Genomic DNA, 21771 nt, shown 5'->3' with positions numbered 1-21771 from the left:
TTTCGATTCGATTTGGCAAACTATACCGATATTTTCTAGGTGTAGATAGCCTTGAATAGACGTTCCTTTTAGGTTCAAAAATTTGTCAAGTATCATAAGTAAAATACTCTGGTTTTTGGCTATTATATCAAATCTTAACTCGATTGTCTATCTTTTGATATTAACTTGTTTGTGCCGTAAGTGTCTCCCTGTATAGATTTCAGCTACTTTTAGGCGTAGGTACTCTCATCGAATTTTATTTTAAGTTAATTATTTGCATAACAATTCCCGAAGAGCCTGAAAATCAATCTTTTCCCACAAATCGCAGTCGCCTTTATCAAGATGCGTTACGAATTTTATTGGAAAAATGGTCAGCCGAAAAACGTTTACCTAATCGCGGTTTAGTTTATGAAAATCTCAGTATTGAGCAAGAAGAAATTTTGCTATCTGAAATTGCTTATCAGAATTTTGTAGCAGATAAACTTTTTTTAGAAAAACGAGAAGTTGTTAAGCAAATTAAAGATCACCTTAAACAAAACTTAAATGCTCCGCAACATCTGGACGGAGAAAAAGTATTAAAAACCATTGAAATTGAACAGGGAATTTTAGTAGAGCGGGCGAGAGATGTCTATTCTTTTTCTCATTTAACCCTTCAGGAATACCTCACGGCTCAGTATATCTATGACAATGATTTGATTGAAGAAACAGTTAAGAATTATGTAACAGAAACTCGTTGGCAAGAGGTGTTTTTGTTAGTGGCGGGTTTGATGCGAGGGAAAGCCGATAAATTGTTATTAGCAATGGAGAAAGAAGCCCATAATTATCTTACAACGCCCCTCGGTCAAAAATTAGTGCCGATTTTACAATGGGCAGATGAAATGACTAAAGATTCTGTTGATAGTCCGATTAAACCTGTAGGAAGAAGAGCGTTCGTCTATTGGCTCTTCATCGCCAACGCCAACGTCATCGCCGACTGCATCGCCAAAGTCACCGCCCGCGGCATCTCCATCGCCATCGGCATCGTCACCACCAACAGCATCGCCATCGTCCACGCCTACGCCTACGACATTGTCAGCATCCTCTTTACCCCCAAACTTATCGATGAGTTTGTCCGGTCAGTTAACTTATTGGCTCGGGATCGAATTATTTCTAAGGTTAATTTTTCCCAATTAATCGCTGATTTAGAAGCTTTCAAACAAATTATTCCTTATGATAAAGCAACTAAAAAAGAACGTCAAGAATTTGGTGATCAATTATTTAAAATGTGGAATACTGCTTTTAATTTAACGCCTGAATTACTTAATTTATCCCCCAACGAAATTGACGATATAGACGAGCATTATTTTTATATTAATCGCCGGATTCTCGACTGCCAAAAAGTGGCTGTTAATATTTCCCCTACCGTCTGGCAAGAAATCGAAGACCGAATGCTCCGCGTTCCTTAACTTCTCCTTTTTTTCTCAAATCTTGCCTTTCCAATTGGATGAGATTACCGAAATATTAAGTAGGTAGGCGTTAAAAATTATCAGATGCTCCCCTTATCAAGGGGGGACTAAGGGGGGATCGAACCTAAAATCCATTTTTGAATTGGCGGGTTTTAGAAGAGGGGCGAACTTTAGCTGATTATAACATCCAAATAGAAAGCACATTACATCTAATCCAAAATTCACCGGTAACTGTTTTTGAACCTTCGGTAACAGCCGCTCTAATTTTTCTAGGGTTAGGGTCTATAATAGTAAGATCGACGAATCTTAATCAACGGAGGAAAAAAACAGACCAAAATTCTTTAAAATCGGGTAAAATAGTTCATAAATGAACTTCTCCTAAATATGGTGGCTAGGGCGATAATTAGTTTAGTATTAGTGAAAACTTGGAATGGTTCCGATGATGATGAAATTATTAGGATGTCTAGTCATTTTTACAAGTTTAGTCAATGTTACACCAGGGATAGCAAATCATCCCCCCCGACAAATTGCCCAAGCGTCTAGCACTTCTTCGATTCAAGGTTATTGTTTTTCGGTCGCTAATGATAATCTGGATGCTACCGCGAGGATTTATATTCAGGGAAATCAAGTCACGGGTCGGGTAGAAGCTACAATTCATAATGAACAAGCAGCTTATTATACTTCCTATACTCAAACCTTACAAGGAACAAAAAAGGGGAATCAGTTAAACTTAAATATCACGACAAAAATTGAGTTAGACACCCAAAAAACTCAAGCAATCTGGACATTAACCGCAGATTCTTTGAATACGGGACGAGAAGTTTATCAAAGACAACCTTGTTTATTGTCTCAAATCCGGTTTGCACCAGGGACTAATAGCGCCACCGTTAATCAATCGGTTGTGCGAGGGAGTCGAAATATTTATCTCTTAAGAGCAAATCAAGGACAGAGAATGGATCTGAAAATTACATCATTAGAAAATAATGCCGTATTTGATGTGATTGCACCGAATGGGGAAATATTGACAACAGAAGCTACCCAATCTAGTCTAAAATTACCTGCTACTGGAAATTATGAAATAATTGTAGGAGGAACTCGCGGCAATGCCACCTATAAATTAAATGTTAAAATTCAATAAATAGTAAGCTAAGACGCATTTAAACCGCTTATTCTTAGATTAGCCGAACTTCCCCCAATCCCTTTACTGTTGCCTTTTGCCTCGTCTCAACAAGCAATTTAAATTACGAGCAGCTTATCAGTTTACTGTTTACTGGACGGCTACGCCGTGCCTTTGGCAACACTGAAAAAGCTTCCCAACCCCAATGAATAACCCCACCGATAGTCCATTCAATTACACAGAGGCTTTTATTGCCCTAGGCACGAGTAATTTCGATCGCTCGGTGCAGTTTTATCGTCAACTGTTGCAACAGGAACCAAGCCCCTACCTTGCCGCCGTTTATGCGGAATTTAGGCTGATTAACCTTAAATTAGGTCTTTTTTGCCCTAAAGAGTCCCACAGAGAGGAATTTAGCGATTCTAGGGGCAGTGGCATGAGCATTTGTTTCGAGGTGGAGAGTCTCGAAAAAGCGATCGAGTATTGGAGCGAAATCGGCTATGGTGCTAGGGGAGAAATTAGCCAAGCTTCCCACGGTCCGGAAATCTACATCTATGATCCCGATGGTAATCGTTTAATTTTCCATCAATCCACCGCTAAAACCAATCCTTTCAGGTAGGAACCTTCCGAGTGATAGATACTGGTGGGATGGTCCGCCGGTTGGCTTAAACGTGCTAAAATTCGCACTGGGCGAGCTGATTCAATAGCGGCAGCCATAACAGCCCCCTGAAAATGTTCTTCGTTAACCACTTGGGAACAGGAAAAGGTAAAAATAATACCTTGGGGGCGAATTTTCTGGAAAGCTTGGTAATTTAATCTTTTATAAGCCATAACCGCCTGATGACGGGATTGGATACTTTTGGCAAAAGCGGGGGGATCGAGAACAATCAGATCGTAATCCTCCTGACAGTCGCGCAGGAAGTTAAAAACATCGGTGCTGTAGGATTGATGGGGAACTTCGCTGAGATTATTCAGGGCGATATTTTTTTCGGTAAGATCGATCGCACCGTGGGAACTATCAACGGAATGGACTAGGGCAGCCCCCGCTTGCATAGCATAGATGGAAAAGCCACCAGAATAAGAAAAAGTGTTTAAAACCCGTTTATTATGGGAATATTGAGATAATAAGGCTCTATTTTCCCTTTGATCGAGGAAAAATCCCGTTTTTTGTCCTTTTTCCCAATCAATAATAAAGCGATGGCCGGATTCTAACACCTCATCGCTGGTTTTTTGACCAAATAAGTATTTATTTTCGGAAATATGGGCGCTTTTCGCTAAAACTGCGGCACTTTTATCGTAAACTGCCCGTAAATTGTCAGCGTAGATAGTTTTCAGGCAATCGACAATCAGATCGAGACGTTGGTATAAAGCTAGGGAATAAGCTTGAATAACCGCCGTGCCATTGTACCAATCGACGATTAAGCTGGGTAAACCGTCCCCTTCAGCGTTAATTAAACGATAACAGTTAGTTTTCGGGTTATCCACTAAACCGATTTGTTGCCGCAGCTGATAGGCATTCTGGAATTTTTCGAGAAATAATTGAGCAATATCGCTGACTTTTGGGAAAGAAAGAATTTTAACGGCAATATTGCTAGGATTATACAGTCCAGTGGCTAGATATTCGCCTCGATCGCTATAAACCTCCACGATAGCACCCTCTTTGACTTCTCCCTCCATCTCTTTAATCGCCCCGGAAAATATCCAAGGATGAAATCGTTTAACAGCATCAATTTTATGGTTTTTCAGGATAATTTTCGCTAAATCTGGCATGGATAAAGAATCAGGGTTGATAGCTGACGGCTACTAGATAATTCTATTATCCCCTGCTGGCAGCACAAAACCATGGTTTGTTATCCCTCGATCGAGTGGCATCAAAGCAAGTCCCCACAATCGAGGGATAATCAGAGGGAATTCTCGCCTATAATAAGTTAGATTTTAGCGATAGTCCCTCGACAAATGCCAAGGAAAAGTGATGCTGCCAGTGGTTTAAGTTTATGGTTTCAGCGTTTGGGCGCTGCCAGTTTATTAGCGGGACAAACTTTTTTACATATTCTTAATGGCAAAATCCACCGTCGTAATACTCTGGAACAAATGAGCATTGTTGGACCAGAATCCTTGACAATTGCCCTAATTACTGCTGCTTTTGTGGGTATGGTGTTCACTATTCAGGTAGCCAGAGAATTTATTTTTTTTGGGGCGGGTAGTTTTGTTGGGGGAGTCCTTTCCTTGGCTTTAACAAGAGAATTAGCCCCGGTTTTAACTGCGGTGGTGGTGGCGGGGAGAGTTGGCTCGGCTTTTGCCGCCGAAATTGGTACAATGCGAGTAACAGAACAAATTGACGCTTTATATATTTTAAAAACCGATCCGATCGATTATTTGGTCATTCCCCGGGTGATTGCCTGTAGTTTAATGTTACCCCTGCTCACTATTATCTCTTTAGTCACGGGATTACTGGGTGGTTTATTGATTTCTGATAGTCTTTACGGTGTTTCCTATTCCCTATTCTTACAATCAGCCCAAAATTTTCTACAAACATGGGATTTAATTAGTTCTATGTTAAAGTCCCTAATTTTTGGGATTTTAATTGCCATTATCGGTTGCAGTTGGGGTTTAACCACCACCGGCGGTGCTAAAGGAGTTGGTCAATCCACTACCACGGCTGTGGTAACTTCTTTATTGGCGATTTTTGTGGCTAATTTTTTCCTCTCTTGGCTGATGTTTCAAGGGACTGGTAATGTGGAAATCGGCTAAGACAGTTATCAGTTATCAGTTATCAGTTATCAGTTATCAGTTATCAGTGCCAAGAAAACGGCAATTTTTTACTTAATACCGCTCAGTAAAAACTCAAATCAATTTGGTTGAAATATCTATATTATAGTCATTTCAATTAAAATTGAGAATATCAATGCCAGAGTTCATAAGGGTTTAATTGGTCTAGAGTGTATCAGACTTATCTGAAATGACTATATATTTTGGGCGCACGCAGTTCGATAAACTCACTGACCACGATACGCCCCTACCATTGGCGCAATAATATTATTGTAGGGGCGAATTGCATTCGCCCTCTTTTAATCACTTTTACTGCTCACCAATATGTGAGAGAAAGTCAGAGAAAGGATTGTAGAGTAAGACAAGTTTTAATTAATTCCTCCACTCCCAGGACTGGATAAATAGGGACTCCTAACTGATTAATAACAGTTTCTAGGGTGATATCATCTAAAAATACCGCTTCCCCATGCTTAAGCATGAGAGAAGGTAATAAAACCCCATCCCCAAGATTTTTACCTTGTAATCCTTTGAGAATATCTTGCCCGGTTAATAAACCCGTAACCGTGATTTCCTGTCCCCAATAATCACTATTTAAAGCCACTAATTCCACGGTTAAACCCCGCACCTTATTTAACTGTTTAACTAGGGGTTGAAAAGCTTGTTCTACCGCATTTCCCACTACCCATACCAACCGTCTAGAGGGAGTAATTTGAGCAGGCAATAACTTCTTAGCTGTCTTCTGAAAATCCCTAATAAATTGACGAATAGAGCCAACTCCGTTACCGATTTGGGGATAGTCTTCGTAGTGAGATTGAGGGGGTAAATCGACTCGGGCAATTAAAAACCATTCATCGGCTAACCATACCACATTACTGCCAAATTCTTGACGAAATTTTTTCTGTAAAGTTTGGACTTGTTCAATAACTTCTCGCGCTTTTTCTTGACTAACGGGAATTAATTCATCTTCTTGGGGACGAAAGCGGGTTAATCCCACGGGAACTACGGCAATCGACTCGACACAGGGAATATCTCCCCGATGAAAAGAAACCAGATCTAACAGGGTTCTTTCGAGATGAATGCCATCATTAATATTGGGACAAACTACCACTTGGGCATGAATTTGTAATTGTCTCGCTTGTAGCCATTTTAAATGGTCTAAAATTTGACCAGCGCGGTGATTTTTTAAGAGACGAATTCTCAGTTCTGGTTCCGTGGCATGAACGGACACAAAAAGCGGTGATATCCGCATCTTTTCGATCCGCTGCCATTCTTTTGAGGTGAGATTAGTTAAGGTTAAATAACTGCCATAGAGAAAACTTAAGCGATAGTCATCATCTTTATAGTATAAAGTTTCTCTTTTGCCCTCTGGTTGTTGATCGATAAAGCAAAAAGGACATTTATTATTACACTGAATTAAGCCATCAAAAAGGGCAGTTTCAAACTCTAAACCTAAGTCTTCATGATAATCTTTTTCGATTTTTACTTGGTGAGTTTTGCCCTGACTATCAAGCACTTCTAGGGTTAAAAGTTCATCGGCACATAAAAATTGATAATCGATTAAATCCCGGGGACGACTACCATTAATAGAGACAAGCGCATCCCCGATTTCAAAACCTACCTCGGCGGCGATCGAATCTGGGATGACACCACTAATTTTAGCTGGACGAATAGTTAATTCACTCATATTTTTAGGTCGCCATCCAATTATTTAACTGCATTTCCCAGAGAGTCTTTGGCTGCGTTTTAATATTTGTCAAGTTAATTCTACAGCATTTTAGGGCGATCGCTGTTAGGGATTGGGGAAAAAACCAAAAAGTTTAGCAGCCCCTCCTAAAATGACCACAATCAGAGCGATGAGAATCCCCCGATTGGTAAATTCCTGATAGGCAACTCTTGCAGTTAACCCTTTAATTTCTGTGGTTAGTCGCTCATCCAAGGCTTTAATCTCCCCTTTGAGTTCGACTTGTCCTATTTCCACTTTCGTCAACCGTTCTTCTATCTTATCAAATCTCTCATCTACCTTATCAAATCTCTCATCGATCCGTTTTTCCAGAGAATCGATTTTCCCCTCAATCCTTGTCAGAACTGCTTCTAGGGAATAAGTGACGGTTTCGTTAGCCATTTTCTGTCTCCTTTAGCTCTTCTGGATTCACCATCGTGATCTCAATATCAGTATCGCTGATTTTTGCCTGCAAGTTTCAATCCCTAATAGGGGTTAAGATTAATTGGAACGCTGTAGGGTTGATTCATGAATCAACCCTACAAACTTTCAATCTTTAATAGGGATTAAGATTAATTGAAACTTTTGGGGTTCTGGGACTGCGGAGAGGCAAAAGGAAGAATAAATAATCAATTTTTAATAACTGGATTTAGTATAACAGGAAAAAACCCCATCTTTCTTTAAGATAGGGTCAGGCAAAAATCAAATCAATCTAAACAGTAACAGGTTCTCGATCGAGGGGTTTAACGCGATCGAGCAGTGCTTGCAATTGTTCCCCTTCAATCACCTCTTTACTGAGGATTTCTTGGGCAATTTCTTCGAGTAAATCGCGATTTTGAGCAAGGATATCCAGGGCCTGCTGATGACCATTTTCGACAATCTCTTTCACTTCATTATCGATCGCTTTGGCCGTATCATCGCTCACCAAGCGCCGGGGATTCATCATGCCATCTCCCAGAAAACTATTCTGTTGACCTTTTTCGTAGGCTAGGGGACCGAGAGTCTTACTCATACCATAGGTTGTCACCATGCGTTCGGCCAAATCCGTCGCCCGCTGCAGGTCATTAGCCGCCCCAGTAGTAATACTACCAAAGATAATTTCCTCGGCGGCCCGACCGCCTAAAAGAGTAGCAATTTGGTCGCGTAATTCCGTATCATCCATAAGGAAACGGTCTTCCGTGGGCATTTGCAGGGTATAACCGAGGGCTGCCATACCGCGAGGCACGATCGAAATCTTAGCAACTTTACCACCCCCCGGCATAACTGCACCGACGAGAGCGTGACCAACTTCGTGATAAGCGACGATTTTCTTCTCTTTTTCCGAGAGAACCCGGCTTTTCTTCTCTAAACCCGCCACTACCCTCTCGATTGCCTCATTAAAGTCCTCTTGGGCGACGGTGCTGCGTTGATTGCGGGCTGCCAATAAAGCGGCCTCATTGACTAGATTAGCTAAGTCAGCACCAGCAAAACCGGGGGTACGGGTAGCAATCTGTTTTAAATCCGCATCCGAGCCTAATTTTACCTTACCTGCGTAGATTTCGAGGATTTTTAAGCGACCGGCCAGATCGGGACGATCAACTAACACTTGGCGATCAAAACGGCCGGGGCGTAAAAGGGCGGGATCAAGAGTTTCTGGGCGATTAGTAGCGGCCAGCACGATTACCGTCGCATCACCAGCGTTAAAACCGTCCATTTCCGTCAATAATTGGTTTAAAGTCTGTTCCCGTTCATCGTTACCCCCCATAAAATTACCGTTAGCGCGAGATTTACCGATCGCGTCTAATTCATCGATAAAAATAATACAGGGGGCTTTTTTCTTGGCCTGTTCGAACAGATCTCGCACTCGGGCTGCCCCTGCACCGACAAAGAGTTCCACGAATTCCGAACCTGAAATACTAAAGAAAGCAACTCCCGCTTCTCCCGCGACTGCTTTTGCCAGCAGGGTTTTTCCTGTCCCCGGCGGACCGACTAGGAGGACACCCTTGGGAATCCGCGCTCCGATTTGAATGTAACGTTGGGGATATTTGAGAAATTCGACGATTTCGGCCAATTCGGTTTTCGCTTCTTCCACACCGGCCACATCTTTAAAAGTGGTTTTGGTGGTGTCTCCTTCCACATAGACTTTAGCGCGACTTTTGGTAATCGATAAAGCCCCGGCTGGACCACCGCCACCGCTGCGAGCGAGGAAAAATTGCCAAATACCAACAAAAATCAGGGGAGGAATCACCCAACTGAGAACACTACCAATCCAGCCATTTTTTGGCGGTGGTGCGGCGGCGAATTCTACGCCCTTAACTTCTAGACGTTTGGGCAATTCTAGGTCAAAAATCGGTGTAGTGCTGAAAATTCGTCCGTAGTTGCCCTCTTGGTCGTTTTTAAGCTGATAACGAATCTCATTCTGTCCCACGGATACCCTAGCGACGTTACCATCTTCCACTTGGTCGATAAAAAGACTATAGGGAACTTTGGGGACGCTAGGGCCAAATAATTGCGGGAAAAGGAGATTAACAATCAGAAATAAGCCGCCTACGGCTAATAAAACATTACCGATCAGGCGAGATTGTGAAGGAGGTTTGCTTTTTATACTCATTGCTGGGCCTGATTGATTAAAATTATTCTCTATCCTCTCCTCATTGTAGGCTGTTGACTGCTCAAGTTCAGATTGAATCAGGCGGGGGGATTACCGTCGTCTTCGGGCGGTTTTTGCCCTAGTAAAGCCTCTAGACGAGTTTGGGCAAGCTCAAAATCCGGCGCAATCCCTAAAGCTTTTTGATAACAGGCGATCGCTGCTTGGGTTTCGCCTAAATTTTCTAGGGTACTGCCGCGATTGTACCAAGCTTGATAAAAATTATCGTCCGCTTCTAGCACCTGTTGCCAACATTCTAAAGCCTCTTGCCAACGTTGCAGTCCGTATAGGGCGCTGCCTCTAGCGTTAATGATTTGGTGATCGTTGGGGGTGATTTCTAGGGCGCGATCATAACTATTTAAAGCTTCTTCGTAGTTACCAATCATGGCTAAGGCACTACCCCGATTATGCCAGGCCGAGGCTAGTTGGGGATCGATCTTTAAGGCCTGTTCCCAATCAGCGATCGCATTTGACCAATTGCCTAAATTTGCCTGTTCTAAGCCCTGATGAAACCAATCTTCGGCAGTTTCAGGGTTTTTACCTTCCTGGGCGGAAAATTGAGCGATCAGACTATCAATAATGCTTTCTGCGTCCTTATTTTCGATGCCCAATTGTTCGGCCATTTGGCCCGCTAGGGTAGAATCGTTTTGCAGACGGTCAAATAATTCATCGAGGGTGAGGGTTTCTAATTGGGGATTTTCTGGGTTATTACCGTTAAAATCGCTAGTTTCACCGGAATATAAGAGATTTTCTGGGGGTTGCGGCAGGGAATAACTGCCCGGGGCCTCATCTTCGCCGGCATATTCCCAGATTAAAGTGGCAGTTTCTTTGCTGTAGAGTTGATAACCGATCTCGTAGGAAGCTTCACCAATACGTTCAATCCCGGGGAAAGCGCGAGCTAATTCTCCTAAACGGATCATTCTGGTGGCGAGAATTTGGTTAAGGGAAGCGGAGGATTGCAGACGGGTCCCAAAACGCTCTAACCATTCTACCCAATCTTTTTGCCGACCTCGATCGCCCAATTTCTCAAAAAATCTCAGAATTCTGCCTTCGTGCCAACCGTGGGCCACGCCATCGAGTAACTCCATATAGAGAAACTCGTAGTCTGTATCGGTTAGGGGAACAGATTCGATCGCTTGTACTTTCCCCTTTCCCCCTTGTCCCCCCAAAAGTCGGGTAAAAAAGTTTTCGATCGCACGCCAAAGTTTTCTTAAAAGTCCCTGCATTCTAATCTCGACACTGGTTTTATTAATCTTGCAAGCATCACCCAATTAGTCTAGCAGTTATCAGTTATCGGGGATTGACTCTCCCCCGCTAATCGCTCGCGCGGTGTAGCGGGGGATTCTCGGTTCTTAGGCTTTTAACTAGATCGACCGAGTTTAACCCAGTCGATCCCCGTCAAATCGCCTCCGCGAGCGTTTTCTAACACGGTCAGTCCGACCGCGTTTTTTCCTCGGTTCTCAATTACCTTCGCTGATGCCGTATCTCTCGGTTCAATGTGGCCGCAAGAATCACACCGGTGAACTCTTTCCGATAACGCTTTTTTACCAGTAATTGCGCCACAATTCGGACACTCTTGCGAGGTTCCGTTTTTATCAACCTTAAGATGATATTTTCCCCGTTTCCAAGCGACAAACGGTAATATCTCGTTAATAAAACTACCGATACCTGAATCCAGAGATTGTTTTCTAACGATCCCTCTAGACCAGGAAACGAAGTTAATATCTTCAACAAAGATATTATCAGCGAGATCGCAAAGGTAATGAGCTAACTTAAAATGCCAATCTCTACGAGTATTAGACACTTTTTCGTGTAATCTCACTATCTTATCTTGGAGTTTCAACCAATTGTTCGAGCCTTTGACTTGATGTTTCAAGCGTCTTTGTAGCAATTTAAGCTTACTCTGTACTTTCAACAAAAATCGAGGGGCTTTGATTAAATCTCCCCGTGAAGTAGCGACAAAACTCTCAATTCCCGCGTCAATTCCTAAACAGGTCTTCCCTACTGTCATATCGGGAACTAATTCCGTAGATTGGAAAGAAACCAAAACGTAAAATCCCGACGCTTTTTGGATAATTCGAGCTTGTTTAGGCTCAAACCCAGACGGGTACTCCCTAGATTTCCTAATCCGAATTTTTCCCAATTGTGGAAAATTTAAGTATTCGTCACCTAAGAAGTTTTTTGACAGCGCAGGAAAAACAAAACTCCGCATCTTTTTTTTGAATCTAGGAAAGCCGAAGCCTTTCGATTTCATGTGGTCAAACGCTTTATCTACAGTTTTTAAAACTTGCTGTAAGACTTGAGCGTTAACTGTCTTTAATATCGGGTAGACTTTTTTAGCTTCCGTTATATTTTTAGCTTGAACGAAGTAATTTGGATAGGGTTGATCCGCAGGAATTATGTACTCAGAAACTAGCGAACAGCGATCCGCAAGACACTTTCGAGAGTTTAACCAATCTTTCCGTTCCGAGAGCGCGTAATTATAAACGCTCTTACAAACATCAAGAATGTGGACAATCTCTCGTTCCTGTTTCTTGTTTACCTCTAGTTTGTACTGGTAGGTAAGCGTTATCACTGTCGTTAGTTTCGTGATGTGATGTATAGTTAAATTATAACACTTACCGCCCAATATTTCAACTGATTACAATCATGGACCAAACTAATCGCTAACCTTAAAACAGTTAGTAGTCGCTTAATTAGACAAGAATTCCCGGATTTGGCGGCAAAGTATTTCGACAACAAACCCTATTTTTGGGCGGGAGCTTATTTCGTGGCTAGTTGTGGCGACGTTACTGTCGAACAACTAAAAAAATACGTCGAGAACCAAAACTCCCCAAAAGTGGAAAGGCTACTGCGTTAGTTTCATTCTGGTTGCGATCCATCTCCCGTTAACCGCTACGCAGTTTAACGGGAGATGAATCGCGACCTTGAGATAGGGGTTAGGGTTTGGGGAGATTTGTCAGGGATCGGTAAACAGTAAACAGTGAAAATACTCCTCACCTAATACCGCTTACCGATCACCGTTAACTTAATTATTGGCCATCACCCAATTAACTAGAGTGCGGACGGGAAAACCGGTGGCCCCGGAATTATTAACGCCATTTTCCTTATCGCACCAGACGGGACCCGCGATATCTAGGTGCAGCCAGGGAGTATTATTAATGAATTGCTTCAAAAATAAAGCCGCTGTAATGGAACCGCCGGGGCGCGGGCCAGTGTTTTTCATATCGGCAATTGGAGACTTCAGCCCCTCGAAATATTTTTCTTCTAGGGGCATCGGCCAGAATTTTTCGCCGGCTAATTTAGCGGCCTCTTGGATTTGAGCTGCGAGACTCTCATCGCTGCTCCATAAACCGGCGATATCGTCCCCCAAAGCGACGACACAGGCCCCGGTTAACGTGGCTAGATCCACGATCGCATCCACCTCTAATTTTTCCGCAAAAACCAAGCCATCGGCCAGGGTTAATCGTCCCTCGGCATCGGTGTTATTGACTTCAATAGTTTTGCCATTAGAAGCGGTTAAAATGTCCCCCGGGTGCATAGCGCGACCACTAATCATATTTTCCGTAGCCGGACAGATAAAGTGTACTTCCACTTCTGGACGTAATTGGGCGATCGCCTTGGCTGCGCCTAGGGTGGCGGCACCACCCCCCATGTCCATTTTCATGGTTTCGATGCCACTGCCGGCCCCTTTAATATTCAAACCGCCGGAATCAAAGGTTAAACTTTTGCCAACGATTGCTAGTTTACGTTTCGGGGTTCCTTGGGGTTTATAGATTAAATGAAGGAATTTCGGGGGAATATCCGAGGCTTTGGCCACTCCTAGGAAGGCTCCCATACCCAAGCTTTCGCATTCTTCCTGTTCCAGAATATTAAGACTTAATCCGTATTCGCTGGCAATTTGCTCGGCGGTTTCTGCCATGGTTAGGGGGGTAACGGTGTTAGCGGGAGCATTGACTAATTCTCTGGCCAGAATCACCCCAGAACAGATCTGCTCGGCCTTGGCGATCGCAGATGCTTGCTCTCCTAAACCCAATAACTCGACGGTTTCTAATTTGGCTCCTTTTTCCTCTTTAGTGGACTTGAAGCGGGTATCCTGATGATTGGCCAGTAGTAGTCCTTCCGTGATTGCTCCGGCGGTGGCGGACTGATCACCAACTACCGGTAAACTGATGGCCAGAGCTTGGCTTTTTTGTTGTTTGGCCAGACGAGCGATCGCGGCGGCCGCTAGACGCAGGGTTTGCAGGTCGAAATCGGCAGTTTTTCCCAATCCCACCAGGATTAATTTGCGAATCGGACCACCACCACCTAGACGAGTCGCCGCACTGCTGCCTGATTTTCCCTCGAATTCCGTCTCGGAGATGAGTTCCCCTAGGGTTCCCCCCAGTTTATTGTTTAATTCTGCCAATTCTCCTGCAATCTCTACGGCTCCTTCTGGTAAACCTAGGGCTAAAGTATCTCCTGTCCAAGTAAGGAGCGAGGTGTCAGTCGATCGAATATCCATTCTTTATCTCGATAATTCTTTGCAAAATGCTTCTATTAATCACTATACTGTAAGCTCTATCAGTTATCATCGATCGCCTATTCAGGTTTATTAAACCCCTTGCATAATTAATTTTTGATGGTTCAAAAAAGGCAAAAATAAGGATTAAACTGCCTAAAATCTCCAAATAGACCCTATTTTTTCGATAATATCTTTAGTCCTTCTTAAATTGGTAACTGATAACTGAATCAATGCGTTATCGACGATTTGGCCGTACTAATTGGCAATTTTCGCTGTTTTCTCTGGGGACAATGCGCTGTTTGTCCTCAGAGTCGGTATTTGCCGCAACACTCGATCGCGCCCTAGAATTGGGGATTAATCACCTAGAAACGGCCAGAGGTTACGGTAATAGCGAAGTTTTTCTCGGTCGCTACCTGCAGCGTCAAGGGGTGCGGGAGCGGGTTTATCTGACCACGAAATTAGTCCCCACTCCCGATCGCCAAACTATGGAAAAAGCGATCGGCGAATCCCTAGAACGATTACAATTAAATCACCTCGATTGTCTAGCAATTCACGGTATTAACACCCGCGAGCATTTAAACTGGATTAAAGACCCGCAAGGCTGCATGAAAGCCGTTTTTCTGGCCCAAGAGGCTGGAAAAATCGGTCATATTGGCTTTTCTACCCATGCACCCCTAGAAATTATTCTCGAGACGATCAATACAGATTTCTTCGCTTTTGTCAATATCCATTACTATTTTTTTTGGCAAAGACAGCAACCAGCGATCGCTTTAGCCCAAGCAAAGGACATGGGTGTGTTTATTATCTCCCCTGCTGATAAGGGAGGTAGTCTCCACAGACCTCCCAAGAAGCTAGAGGAATTATGCGCCCCTTTTTCACCCCTAGAGCTAAATTATCGCTTTTTATTGAGTGATCCGCGCATTACTACCCTCAGCGTCGGGGCAGCGATCCCAGAGGAATTAGAGGCAATTATTAACGTATCTGAACGAGATCAGCCCCTAGATGCGGCAGAAATTGCCGTTTTTAAGCGTTTAGAGACACATTTAACCGATAAATTAGCTACAGATTTATGTAGCCAATGTTATCAATGTTTACCCTGTCCTGAAAATATTAATATCCCCGAAGTGTTGAGACTGCGGAATCTGGCAGTAGCTTACGAAATGACCGATTTTGGCCAGTATCGCTATCGAATGCTGGAAAATGCCGGTCATTGGTTCCCCGGACGCAAGGCCAATAATTGTACTGAATGTGGTGATTGTTTACCTCGCTGCCCGGAAAAATTGCCGATTCCCAGTCTGTTATTTGATACACACGAACTACTCAACGGACCAGCGCAACGGAGATTGTGGTCATCTTAGGACGAAACTGGGAAAAATTTTTTTTGGGGATCGTCAAAGTGTAAAAACTATCTTAAGATTAACAGGTAAGAGAATTAACTTTCTTGAATTTAAAGAGACAAAAAACAAGAAATAGATTAAGGAGTAAAGGATATGGCACTCGTCCCCATGCGGTTATTGTTGGATCACGCGGCTGAGAACGGATATGGCATCCCCGCTTTTAACGTAAATAATATGGAGCAGATCCAAGCGATCATGCAAGCGGCGGCAGCCACCGACAGCCCCGTTATCCTACAAGCTTCTCGCGGTGCGCGCAAATATGCAGGGGAAAACTTCCTGCGTCACCTGATCACCGCCGCGGTGGAAACCTATCCTCATATCCCCATCGTGATGCACCAAGATCACGGTAATGAACCCGCCACCTGCTACTCGGCGATCCGTAACGGTTTCACCAGCGTCATGATGGATGGTTCCTTAGAAGCGGATGCTAAAACTCCCGCCACCTACGAGTACAACGTTAACGTTACTGCTGAAGTAGTAAAAGTTGCCCACTCGATCGGTGCTAGTGTGGAAGGGGAACTCGGTTGTTTAGGTTCCCTAGAAACCGGTAAAGGAGAAGCGGAAGATGGCCACGGTTTTGAGGGAGAATTAGATCACTCGATGCTGTTAACCGATCCCGATGAAGCGGTGGATTTCGTCGAAAGAACCCAAGTAGATGCTTTAGCAGTAGCCATTGGTACTAGCCACGGCGCTTACAAATTTACCCGCAAACCCACCGGCGAAATTCTCGCTATTAGCCGCATTGAAGAAATTCATAACCGCTTACCAAATACTCACTTGGTTATGCACGGTTCTTCCTCGGTTCCCGAAGATCTCCTCGAATTAATCAACCAATTCGGTGGCGCTATCCCTGAAACCTACGGTGTTCCCGTGGAAGAAATCCAAAAAGGCATCAAGAGTGGTGTGCGTAAAATCAATATCGATACCGACTGCCGTTTAGCAATTACCGCCGCAGTTCGGGAAGCACTATTCAGCAACCCGAAAGAGTTTGATCCCCGTTTCTTCCTGAAACCCTCGATCACCTATATGCAGAAAGTTTGTGCTGATCGCTATCAACAATTTGGTACCGCCGGTAACGCCAGCAAAATCAAGCAAATGTCCCTCGATGACTACGCAGCCAAATATGCTAAAGGGCAATTAACCCAAGTCAGCAAAAAAGTTGTGGCTGTCTAGTGGCTGAACAATTAAGCGATCGCTTAATGGCACCGATTTAGTAGAATTTTTTGGGGGTAGTTAACCATAACTACCCTCTTTTTTATCAAGAACGTTCGCTCTTTGTGTCCTTTGTGTCTTTGTGGTTCCTTCTACGCGCTCGCTGGGAGGACTGTATCTTAGAATACATTTTATCCACCAAACCCGGGAGAGCCGAATCGATTTCAGAGAAAAGACTATACTGAAAATAATCAGCAGATCAGCACTGGATTTATAAGAGAAGCAAGATGAGAAAAAAATCTTTGTGGGTGGGATTATTGGTGGGATTTTGGTTTTGTCTAACTTGGATGGCATGGACACCCACAGCAGCCGCCTTTAGCGAAGAACAAAAATTATTACTACAATCTTGGCGATTAGTCAACCAATCTTATTATGATGACACATTTAATCATCAAAACTGGTGGCAGGTGCGGGAACAATTTATCAAAAAACCCCTCAACGATCGGACGGCAGCCTATAATGCGATCGAACAGATGTTAGCCACTCTCGATGAACCCTTTACCCGTCTCTTGCGACCGGATCAATACCATAACCTACAAATTAGCACCACGGGGGAATTATCGGGGGTAGGACTGCAAATTAATATCAATCCAGATAATGGTTACTTAGAAGTAGTTGCCCCCCTTGCTGGTTCTCCTGCTGAGGCCGCTGGTTTGACTAGCCACGATCGCATTTTGTTTATTGATGGTATCGATACCACTACTTTAACCCTCGATGCGGCGGCGGCAAAAATGCGCGGGACTGCCGGAACAGAAGTTTCCTTAGTTATTCTTCCCTATCAAAAAAGTCAACCAAAAACCCTATCTTTAACCCGTCAACGCATTTCTTTAAGTCCAGTGGTAGCGGTTTTAGATAAAAATTCTAGTTCCTTGCCCATCGGTTATGTGCGCTTAAATCAATTTAGTGCTAACGCTGCCAAAGAAGTCTCGGAAGCTGTGACGAATTTACAAAAACAAGGAGCCAAGTGTTATATTTTGGATCTAAGAAATAACCCCGGTGGTTTACTGCAAGCGGGTATAGAAATTGCTCGGATGTGGATTAATCAGGGAACGATTGTTTATACGGTTAATCGCGAGGGAATTGCCGATAGTTTTGCCGCTGCTGGTAATGCTTTAACCGACTCGCCTTTAGTGGTTTTAGTCAATCAGGGAACCGCCAGCGCCAGCGAGATTTTAGCGGGGGCATTACAGGACAATCAACGGGGGGTTTTAGTGGGAGAAAAGACTTTCGGTAAGGGATTAATTCAGTCTTTATTCGAGTTACCCGATGGGGCAGGATTAGCGATTACCGTCGCCAAATATGAAACTCCCGCTCACCATGATATTCATAAGTTAGGCATTATGCCCGATCAAGTGGTGGCACAGGAACCGATCACCTATGAGGAAATCGGCACCGAAAAAGATAGTCAATACCAAACGGCAATTCAGTTTTTAAACCAGAACACCGTTTTAGCCAAAGCTTCCTAATGGTGTTTTCAGCCATCAGTTACCAGTGATCAGTAAACAGTAATCAGATGCGAGTTTTCAGGGTTCTTAGTTACTTAGTATGCTTCGATCGGGTGGCATAAATTGACTAAATCCTTATCTGGCAAGAGATTTAATTGATTAGTTCGCTCTAGAGCGAAAACAATTAACAAAAATCGCCAAATGCCTTTTTACATAAGGGTTCCATCCCTTATAACCCCCGTCCATTGCATAACACAAACCGAAGAGCCATTTAGGGGTTTAGGGGTTTAGGGAAATTTCAGCCAAATGCTCTACTTCCCCACTTCCCACACCCCACACCCCACACCCCACACCGGACGGCATAGATCGAACAAATTAGCCATTTTTTCCATCAATATCTAAATTAAGATGGAAACCTGTTTGATTTGGAGAGAATGCTAACATCGATTAGAATTTTCCCAGTCCGGGTTTTTCAGCCTTGCAACCTTAACTCATCCTTGATTTTACTGCCATGCAGAGATATATTCGATCGCCCCTAGCCCTAACCCTGAGCATTAGCCTCTTAGCTAATTTTTTAAGCGCTTGTAATAATGCCCAAACCCCGAATAACAACGCCTCTAGTCCCACCACTACTGCCCCCGGTGATGAGGGACTAAAATTAGGGGCTTTACTACCCATTACTGGAGATTTAGCCGCTATTGGTCAAAATATGCCCGAAGCAGCCGCCCTAGCGGTAGAGACTATCAATGCCTGTGGTGGAGTCAATGGCAAACCCGTCACCCTCGTGAAAGAAGATGACCAAACCGATCCCGCCGCCGGTGCTTCAGCGATGACCAAACTAGCGGAGGTGGATAAAGTAGCCGGTGTGATCGGTTCCTTTGCCAGTAGCGTCTCAGGAGCAGCCGTCGATGTGGCGGTGAGAAATAAAGTTATGTTAGTCTCTCCGGGTAGCACCAGTCCTGTATTTACTGACAGGGCGAAAAAAGGCGATTTTAAAGGTTTTTGGGCGCGGACGGCTCCCCCGGACACCTACCAAGCTCAAGCTTTAGCTGTCCTAGCTAAGAAAAAGGGTTTTCAAAATGTGGCCACCGTCGTGATCAATAACGATTACGGAGTCGGATTTGAACGGGAATTCGTGAGCGCTTTCGATAAATTAGGCGGCACGATCACTAATAAGCAAAATCCTGTCCGTTATGACCCGAGAGCTGCCACTCTCGATAGTGAAGCGGCAGCTGCCTTCGCTAACCAACCGGATGCTGTAGCGGCAGTCCTTTACGCTGAAACGGGCAGTTTATTGCTACAAGCGGCCTATAAACAGGGATTGACCAAAGGAGTTACCGTCCTCCTCACCGATGGGGTTTTTTCGGAAGATTTCACCAGACAGGTGGGGAAAGGAACCGATGGTAAGTCAATTATTGCCGGCGCCCTAGGCACGGTCCCTGGGGCCGACGGTCAAGCTTTAAGCGCTTTTACTACTCTCTGGAAAGAAAAAACTGGCAAGGATGTCACCGCTTTTGTTCCCCATACTTGGGACGCGGCGATTTTATTGATGTTAGCAGCTGAGGCGGCTAAATCTAACACCGGGGAAGGGATTCAAAGCAAGATTCGTGAGGTGGCTAACGGCCCTGGGACGGAAGTAACCGATGCTTGTCAAGCCATAGAAATGATTCGCAAAGGCGAAGATATTAACTATCAGGGGGCCAGTGGCAATGTGGATATCGATGAAAATGGCGATGTGGTCGGTAGTTACGATGTCTGGACTGTTAATGATGACGGCACTCTCAAGGTTATCGATCAGGTGACACCCAATCAGTAATCAGTAATCAGTAATCAGTAATCAATAATCAGGAGGCAGGAGGCAAAAGGCAGGAGGCAGGAGGCAAAAGGCAGCTTTATTCTCCCCACACCCCCGCTCCTCTCTCCCCTCAACACCCACGAAGTCCGTTGACAGCATCATACTTTGTGCTTTTTGTCAAAAAAACTTTTTTTTTGCAATAAAACTACACAAAAAAAAGATCATCGTTGTGGGTGAAATTGACTAATTTACCCGTCTTGATTAGGATTAACTTCTAGCTGTGGCAAGGGTTTCAAGCGTTGCTGTCCAAAAAAGCACAGAACTGCCCACTATGAAATTCAGTAAAATCGCTGTAACCATGATAACATCGTTGTTAAATAAAAATCTTTCTCAATTAATTTTTAAGAATTTGTAAATATTGCGGAATGTTAATTTAAATATTCTCAAGTTTTTGGTATCAATCAATAATTTTTACTTATCTTTGACCAATATCGGGTTAGGAGTCAGAAGTCAGGAGATAGGAGATTATTTTTATTTATTCTTCCCACACCCCACTTCATAATTCCCACCCCCCTTACTGATGACTGAAAACCGAGACAGTTTTCTGAGGACTTTTTTTACTGGTGGGAACTGGATCGGGGTCATTTTCTTCCCTGGCCACCCGGATTAAGAGGGCGGCTAAAAAGAGACTGGCTAAACTGGAACTGCCGCCATAGCTAAAGAGAGGGAAAGGTAGGCCCGTAGTGGGTAAAGAACCAGTGGCCACACCGATATTTAACAGGGATTGACCGATTAAAATTACCATCGCCCCGATCGCCACTAATTTTTTGATGCGATGACGACATTTAACCGCCACGATCAGGGCGAGAGTAGCGTAGAGAAATAGCATGATTAACAGTAAAATACCGCCAATAAAACCAAATTCCTCGCCAAAGACAGCGAAAATAAAATCCGTATCTGGGAAGGGTAGATAAAATAATTTTTGTTGGGATAAACCGTAACCGCTGCCAGTGGTTCCGCCAGAACCGATCGCCAGTAAACTCTGCACTAATTGATAACCATCACCCCGGGGATCCTGCCAGGGGTCTAAGAAAGATAAAATCCGTTTTCTCTGGTATTCGCGGAAAGTAACACTAACCACAGCCATAGTTAAACCCAGTAAAGCGGTGCTGGTCATGTAGGATAAAGGCAGACCGGAGGCAAGAGCGATCAGCCAGAGAGTTATACCACACAGAGCAGTGGTACTCAAGTTAGGTTGTAAGAGAATGCTGGCTAGAATTAGCCCAAAAATAGCGATCCAAGTTAACCGTTGATTGACATTTAAACGCGGCCATCCACCGAAAACTGCCGCTCCTTGCAGGACAAGAAACGGTTTCATAAATTCCGACGGTTGCAAGAGAATCGGCCCGATTTTAATCCAACGGGTGGCACCGTTGATATTAGCTCCCAAACCGGGGATGAGAGTGATCAAAATTAATCCTAAAACTAATAAAATCATCCAGGGGGCGATTTTGAGGAGTTTCTCGATCGGCAATCGCACCAGGAAATTAAAGCCAATTAAGCCAATCCAAAGCCAGATTAATTGGCGGACAAAATAGTATAGTCCGTTATCAAAGCGACTGTCAGCCAGAGCGTAGGAAGCGGAAAAAAGCACGACTAACCCGACTGACAGCCACAAAAAAGTCATCCAGCGCAATAATCGCGCTTCGGCTGACCAGTTTTTCACATCGGGGTCAAAAATAGGAATAATGTATTGCCACACGGA

At 43.9% G+C, this 21771-nt stretch carries 15 protein-coding genes and 2 pseudogenes; 9 read left to right on the top strand and 8 right to left on the bottom strand.

From position 1 onward, the window contains the following. Positions 1 to 278: 278 nt before the first annotated feature. The 3 genes and pseudogenes from IQ224_RS05500 to IQ224_RS05490 all read left to right on the top strand — a co-directional run. Positions 279 to 1424 (top strand): annotated as a pseudogene (locus tag IQ224_RS05500) (NACHT domain-containing NTPase); the annotation flags it as partial. Positions 1425 to 1854: 430 nt separating this feature from the next. After that, on the top strand, positions 1855 to 2562 hold the full coding sequence (locus IQ224_RS05495) for a hypothetical protein (RefSeq protein WP_194032671.1): 708 nt from the start codon (positions 1855 to 1857) through the stop codon (positions 2560 to 2562). Between the two features lie 184 nt (positions 2563 to 2746). Next, positions 2747 to 3157 carry a VOC family protein gene (locus IQ224_RS05490; RefSeq protein ID WP_194032670.1) on the top strand — a complete coding sequence of 137 codons (411 nt, stop codon included), beginning with the start codon at positions 2747 to 2749 and terminating at the stop codon, positions 3155 to 3157. On the opposite strand, the gene IQ224_RS05485 is transcribed toward IQ224_RS05490, so the two are convergent. Then, the gene (locus IQ224_RS05485) at positions 3124 to 4308 is read right to left on the bottom strand and encodes a class I SAM-dependent rRNA methyltransferase (protein WP_002747523.1); all 1185 of its coding nucleotides are present in this window, start codon (positions 4306 to 4308) and stop codon (positions 3124 to 3126) included. The two genes, IQ224_RS05490 and IQ224_RS05485, sit on opposite strands and share 34 nt — an antisense overlap. A gap of 186 nt (positions 4309 to 4494) precedes the next feature. Between IQ224_RS05485 and IQ224_RS05480 the strand changes: the two genes are divergently transcribed. Beyond that, positions 4495 to 5289, top strand: a complete 795-nt coding sequence (locus IQ224_RS05480; RefSeq protein ID WP_002735680.1) for an MlaE family lipid ABC transporter permease subunit — start codon at positions 4495 to 4497, stop codon at positions 5287 to 5289. 355 nt (positions 5290 to 5644) lie between these two features. On the opposite strand, the gene IQ224_RS05475 is transcribed toward IQ224_RS05480, so the two are convergent. The 5 genes from IQ224_RS05475 to IQ224_RS05455 all read right to left on the bottom strand — a co-directional run bounded on the left by IQ224_RS05475 (position 5645) and on the right by IQ224_RS05455 (position 12228). Further along, entirely contained in the window at positions 5645 to 6991 is a 1347-nt protein-coding gene (locus IQ224_RS05475; RefSeq protein WP_002747519.1) for a TIGR03279 family radical SAM protein, read from the bottom strand. 105 nt (positions 6992 to 7096) lie between these two features. Beyond that, positions 7097 to 7429, bottom strand: coding sequence for a DUF4164 family protein (locus IQ224_RS05470; protein WP_002747517.1), 333 nt, complete (start codon positions 7427 to 7429; stop codon positions 7097 to 7099). Positions 7430 to 7739: 310 nt separating this feature from the next. Next, complete coding sequence (ftsH4, locus tag IQ224_RS05465; protein WP_194032669.1) at positions 7740 to 9617, bottom strand: ATP-dependent zinc metalloprotease FtsH4; 1878 nt, start codon at positions 9615 to 9617, stop codon at positions 7740 to 7742. A 77-nt stretch (positions 9618 to 9694) separates the two neighbouring features. Beyond that, positions 9695 to 10879 carry a tetratricopeptide repeat protein gene (locus IQ224_RS05460; protein WP_002747512.1) on the bottom strand — a complete coding sequence of 395 codons (1185 nt, stop codon included), beginning with the start codon at positions 10877 to 10879 and terminating at the stop codon, positions 9695 to 9697. Positions 10880 to 11013: 134 nt separating this feature from the next. Then, positions 11014 to 12228 (bottom strand): RNA-guided endonuclease TnpB family protein, encoded by a 1215-nt coding sequence (locus IQ224_RS05455; protein WP_194032668.1) that lies wholly within the window; start codon positions 12226 to 12228, stop codon positions 11014 to 11016. Positions 12229 to 12306: 78 nt separating this feature from the next. On the opposite strand from IQ224_RS05455, the pseudogene IQ224_RS05450 reads away from it, so the two are divergent. Next, positions 12307 to 12513: pseudogene (locus IQ224_RS05450) on the top strand (transposase); the annotation flags it as partial. A gap of 168 nt (positions 12514 to 12681) precedes the next feature. On the opposite strand, the gene IQ224_RS05445 reads toward IQ224_RS05450, so the two are convergent. After that, complete coding sequence (locus tag IQ224_RS05445; RefSeq protein ID WP_194032667.1) at positions 12682 to 14157, bottom strand: leucyl aminopeptidase; 1476 nt, start codon at positions 14155 to 14157, stop codon at positions 12682 to 12684. 230 nt (positions 14158 to 14387) lie between these two features. On the opposite strand from IQ224_RS05445, the gene IQ224_RS05440 reads away from it, so the two are divergent. From IQ224_RS05440 to IQ224_RS05425, 4 genes are all read left to right on the top strand, one after another. Continuing rightward, positions 14388 to 15515 (top strand): aldo/keto reductase, encoded by a 1128-nt coding sequence (locus IQ224_RS05440; RefSeq protein WP_002790964.1) that lies wholly within the window; start codon positions 14388 to 14390, stop codon positions 15513 to 15515. A 132-nt stretch (positions 15516 to 15647) separates the two neighbouring features. Beyond that, the gene (fba, locus tag IQ224_RS05435; protein ID WP_002744497.1) at positions 15648 to 16727 is read left to right on the top strand and encodes a class II fructose-bisphosphate aldolase; all 1080 of its coding nucleotides are present in this window, start codon (positions 15648 to 15650) and stop codon (positions 16725 to 16727) included. 266 nt (positions 16728 to 16993) lie between these two features. Then, positions 16994 to 18232 carry a carboxyl-terminal processing protease CtpA gene (gene ctpA / locus IQ224_RS05430; protein WP_194032666.1) on the top strand — a complete coding sequence of 413 codons (1239 nt, stop codon included), beginning with the start codon at positions 16994 to 16996 and terminating at the stop codon, positions 18230 to 18232. 490 nt (positions 18233 to 18722) lie between these two features. Further along, positions 18723 to 20027 carry an ABC transporter substrate-binding protein gene (locus IQ224_RS05425; protein WP_194032665.1) on the top strand — a complete coding sequence of 435 codons (1305 nt, stop codon included), beginning with the start codon at positions 18723 to 18725 and terminating at the stop codon, positions 20025 to 20027. A gap of 553 nt (positions 20028 to 20580) precedes the next feature. Here the strand turns inward: IQ224_RS05425 and IQ224_RS05420 are convergent. Then, positions 20581 to 21768, bottom strand: coding sequence for an FtsW/RodA/SpoVE family cell cycle protein (locus IQ224_RS05420; RefSeq protein ID WP_002744490.1), 1188 nt, complete (start codon positions 21766 to 21768; stop codon positions 20581 to 20583). Positions 21769 to 21771: the final 3 nt, after the last annotated feature.

This window comes from Microcystis sp. LEGE 00066 (assembly GCF_015207925.1).
In the GTDB taxonomy this organism is placed as follows: domain Bacteria; phylum Cyanobacteriota; class Cyanobacteriia; order Cyanobacteriales; family Microcystaceae; genus Microcystis; species Microcystis ichthyoblabe_A.
This window is presented reverse-complemented; position numbering and strand designations above follow the sequence as displayed.

Excerpts from the sequence above, each read along its gene's own strand:
- IQ224_RS05495 (WP_194032671.1), top strand. The coding sequence starts at position 1,855 with ATGGTTCCGATGATGATGAAATTATTAGGATGTCTAGTCATTTTTACA.
- IQ224_RS05490 (WP_194032670.1), top strand. The coding sequence starts at position 2,747 with ATGAATAACCCCACCGATAGTCCATTCAATTACACAGAGGCTTTTATT.
- IQ224_RS05485 (WP_002747523.1), bottom strand. The coding sequence starts at position 4,308 with ATGCCAGATTTAGCGAAAATTATCCTGAAAAACCATAAAATTGATGCT.
- IQ224_RS05480 (WP_002735680.1), top strand. The coding sequence starts at position 4,495 with ATGCCAAGGAAAAGTGATGCTGCCAGTGGTTTAAGTTTATGGTTTCAG.
- IQ224_RS05475 (WP_002747519.1), bottom strand. The coding sequence starts at position 6,991 with ATGAGTGAATTAACTATTCGTCCAGCTAAAATTAGTGGTGTCATCCCA.
- IQ224_RS05470 (WP_002747517.1), bottom strand. The coding sequence starts at position 7,429 with ATGGCTAACGAAACCGTCACTTATTCCCTAGAAGCAGTTCTGACAAGG.
- ftsH4 (WP_194032669.1), bottom strand. The coding sequence starts at position 9,617 with ATGAGTATAAAAAGCAAACCTCCTTCACAATCTCGCCTGATCGGTAAT.
- IQ224_RS05460 (WP_002747512.1), bottom strand. The coding sequence starts at position 10,879 with ATGCAGGGACTTTTAAGAAAACTTTGGCGTGCGATCGAAAACTTTTTT.
- IQ224_RS05445 (WP_194032667.1), bottom strand. The coding sequence starts at position 14,157 with ATGGATATTCGATCGACTGACACCTCGCTCCTTACTTGGACAGGAGAT.
- IQ224_RS05440 (WP_002790964.1), top strand. The coding sequence starts at position 14,388 with ATGCGTTATCGACGATTTGGCCGTACTAATTGGCAATTTTCGCTGTTT.
- fba (WP_002744497.1), top strand. The coding sequence starts at position 15,648 with ATGGCACTCGTCCCCATGCGGTTATTGTTGGATCACGCGGCTGAGAAC.
- ctpA (WP_194032666.1), top strand. The coding sequence starts at position 16,994 with ATGAGAAAAAAATCTTTGTGGGTGGGATTATTGGTGGGATTTTGGTTT.
- IQ224_RS05425 (WP_194032665.1), top strand. The coding sequence starts at position 18,723 with ATGCAGAGATATATTCGATCGCCCCTAGCCCTAACCCTGAGCATTAGC.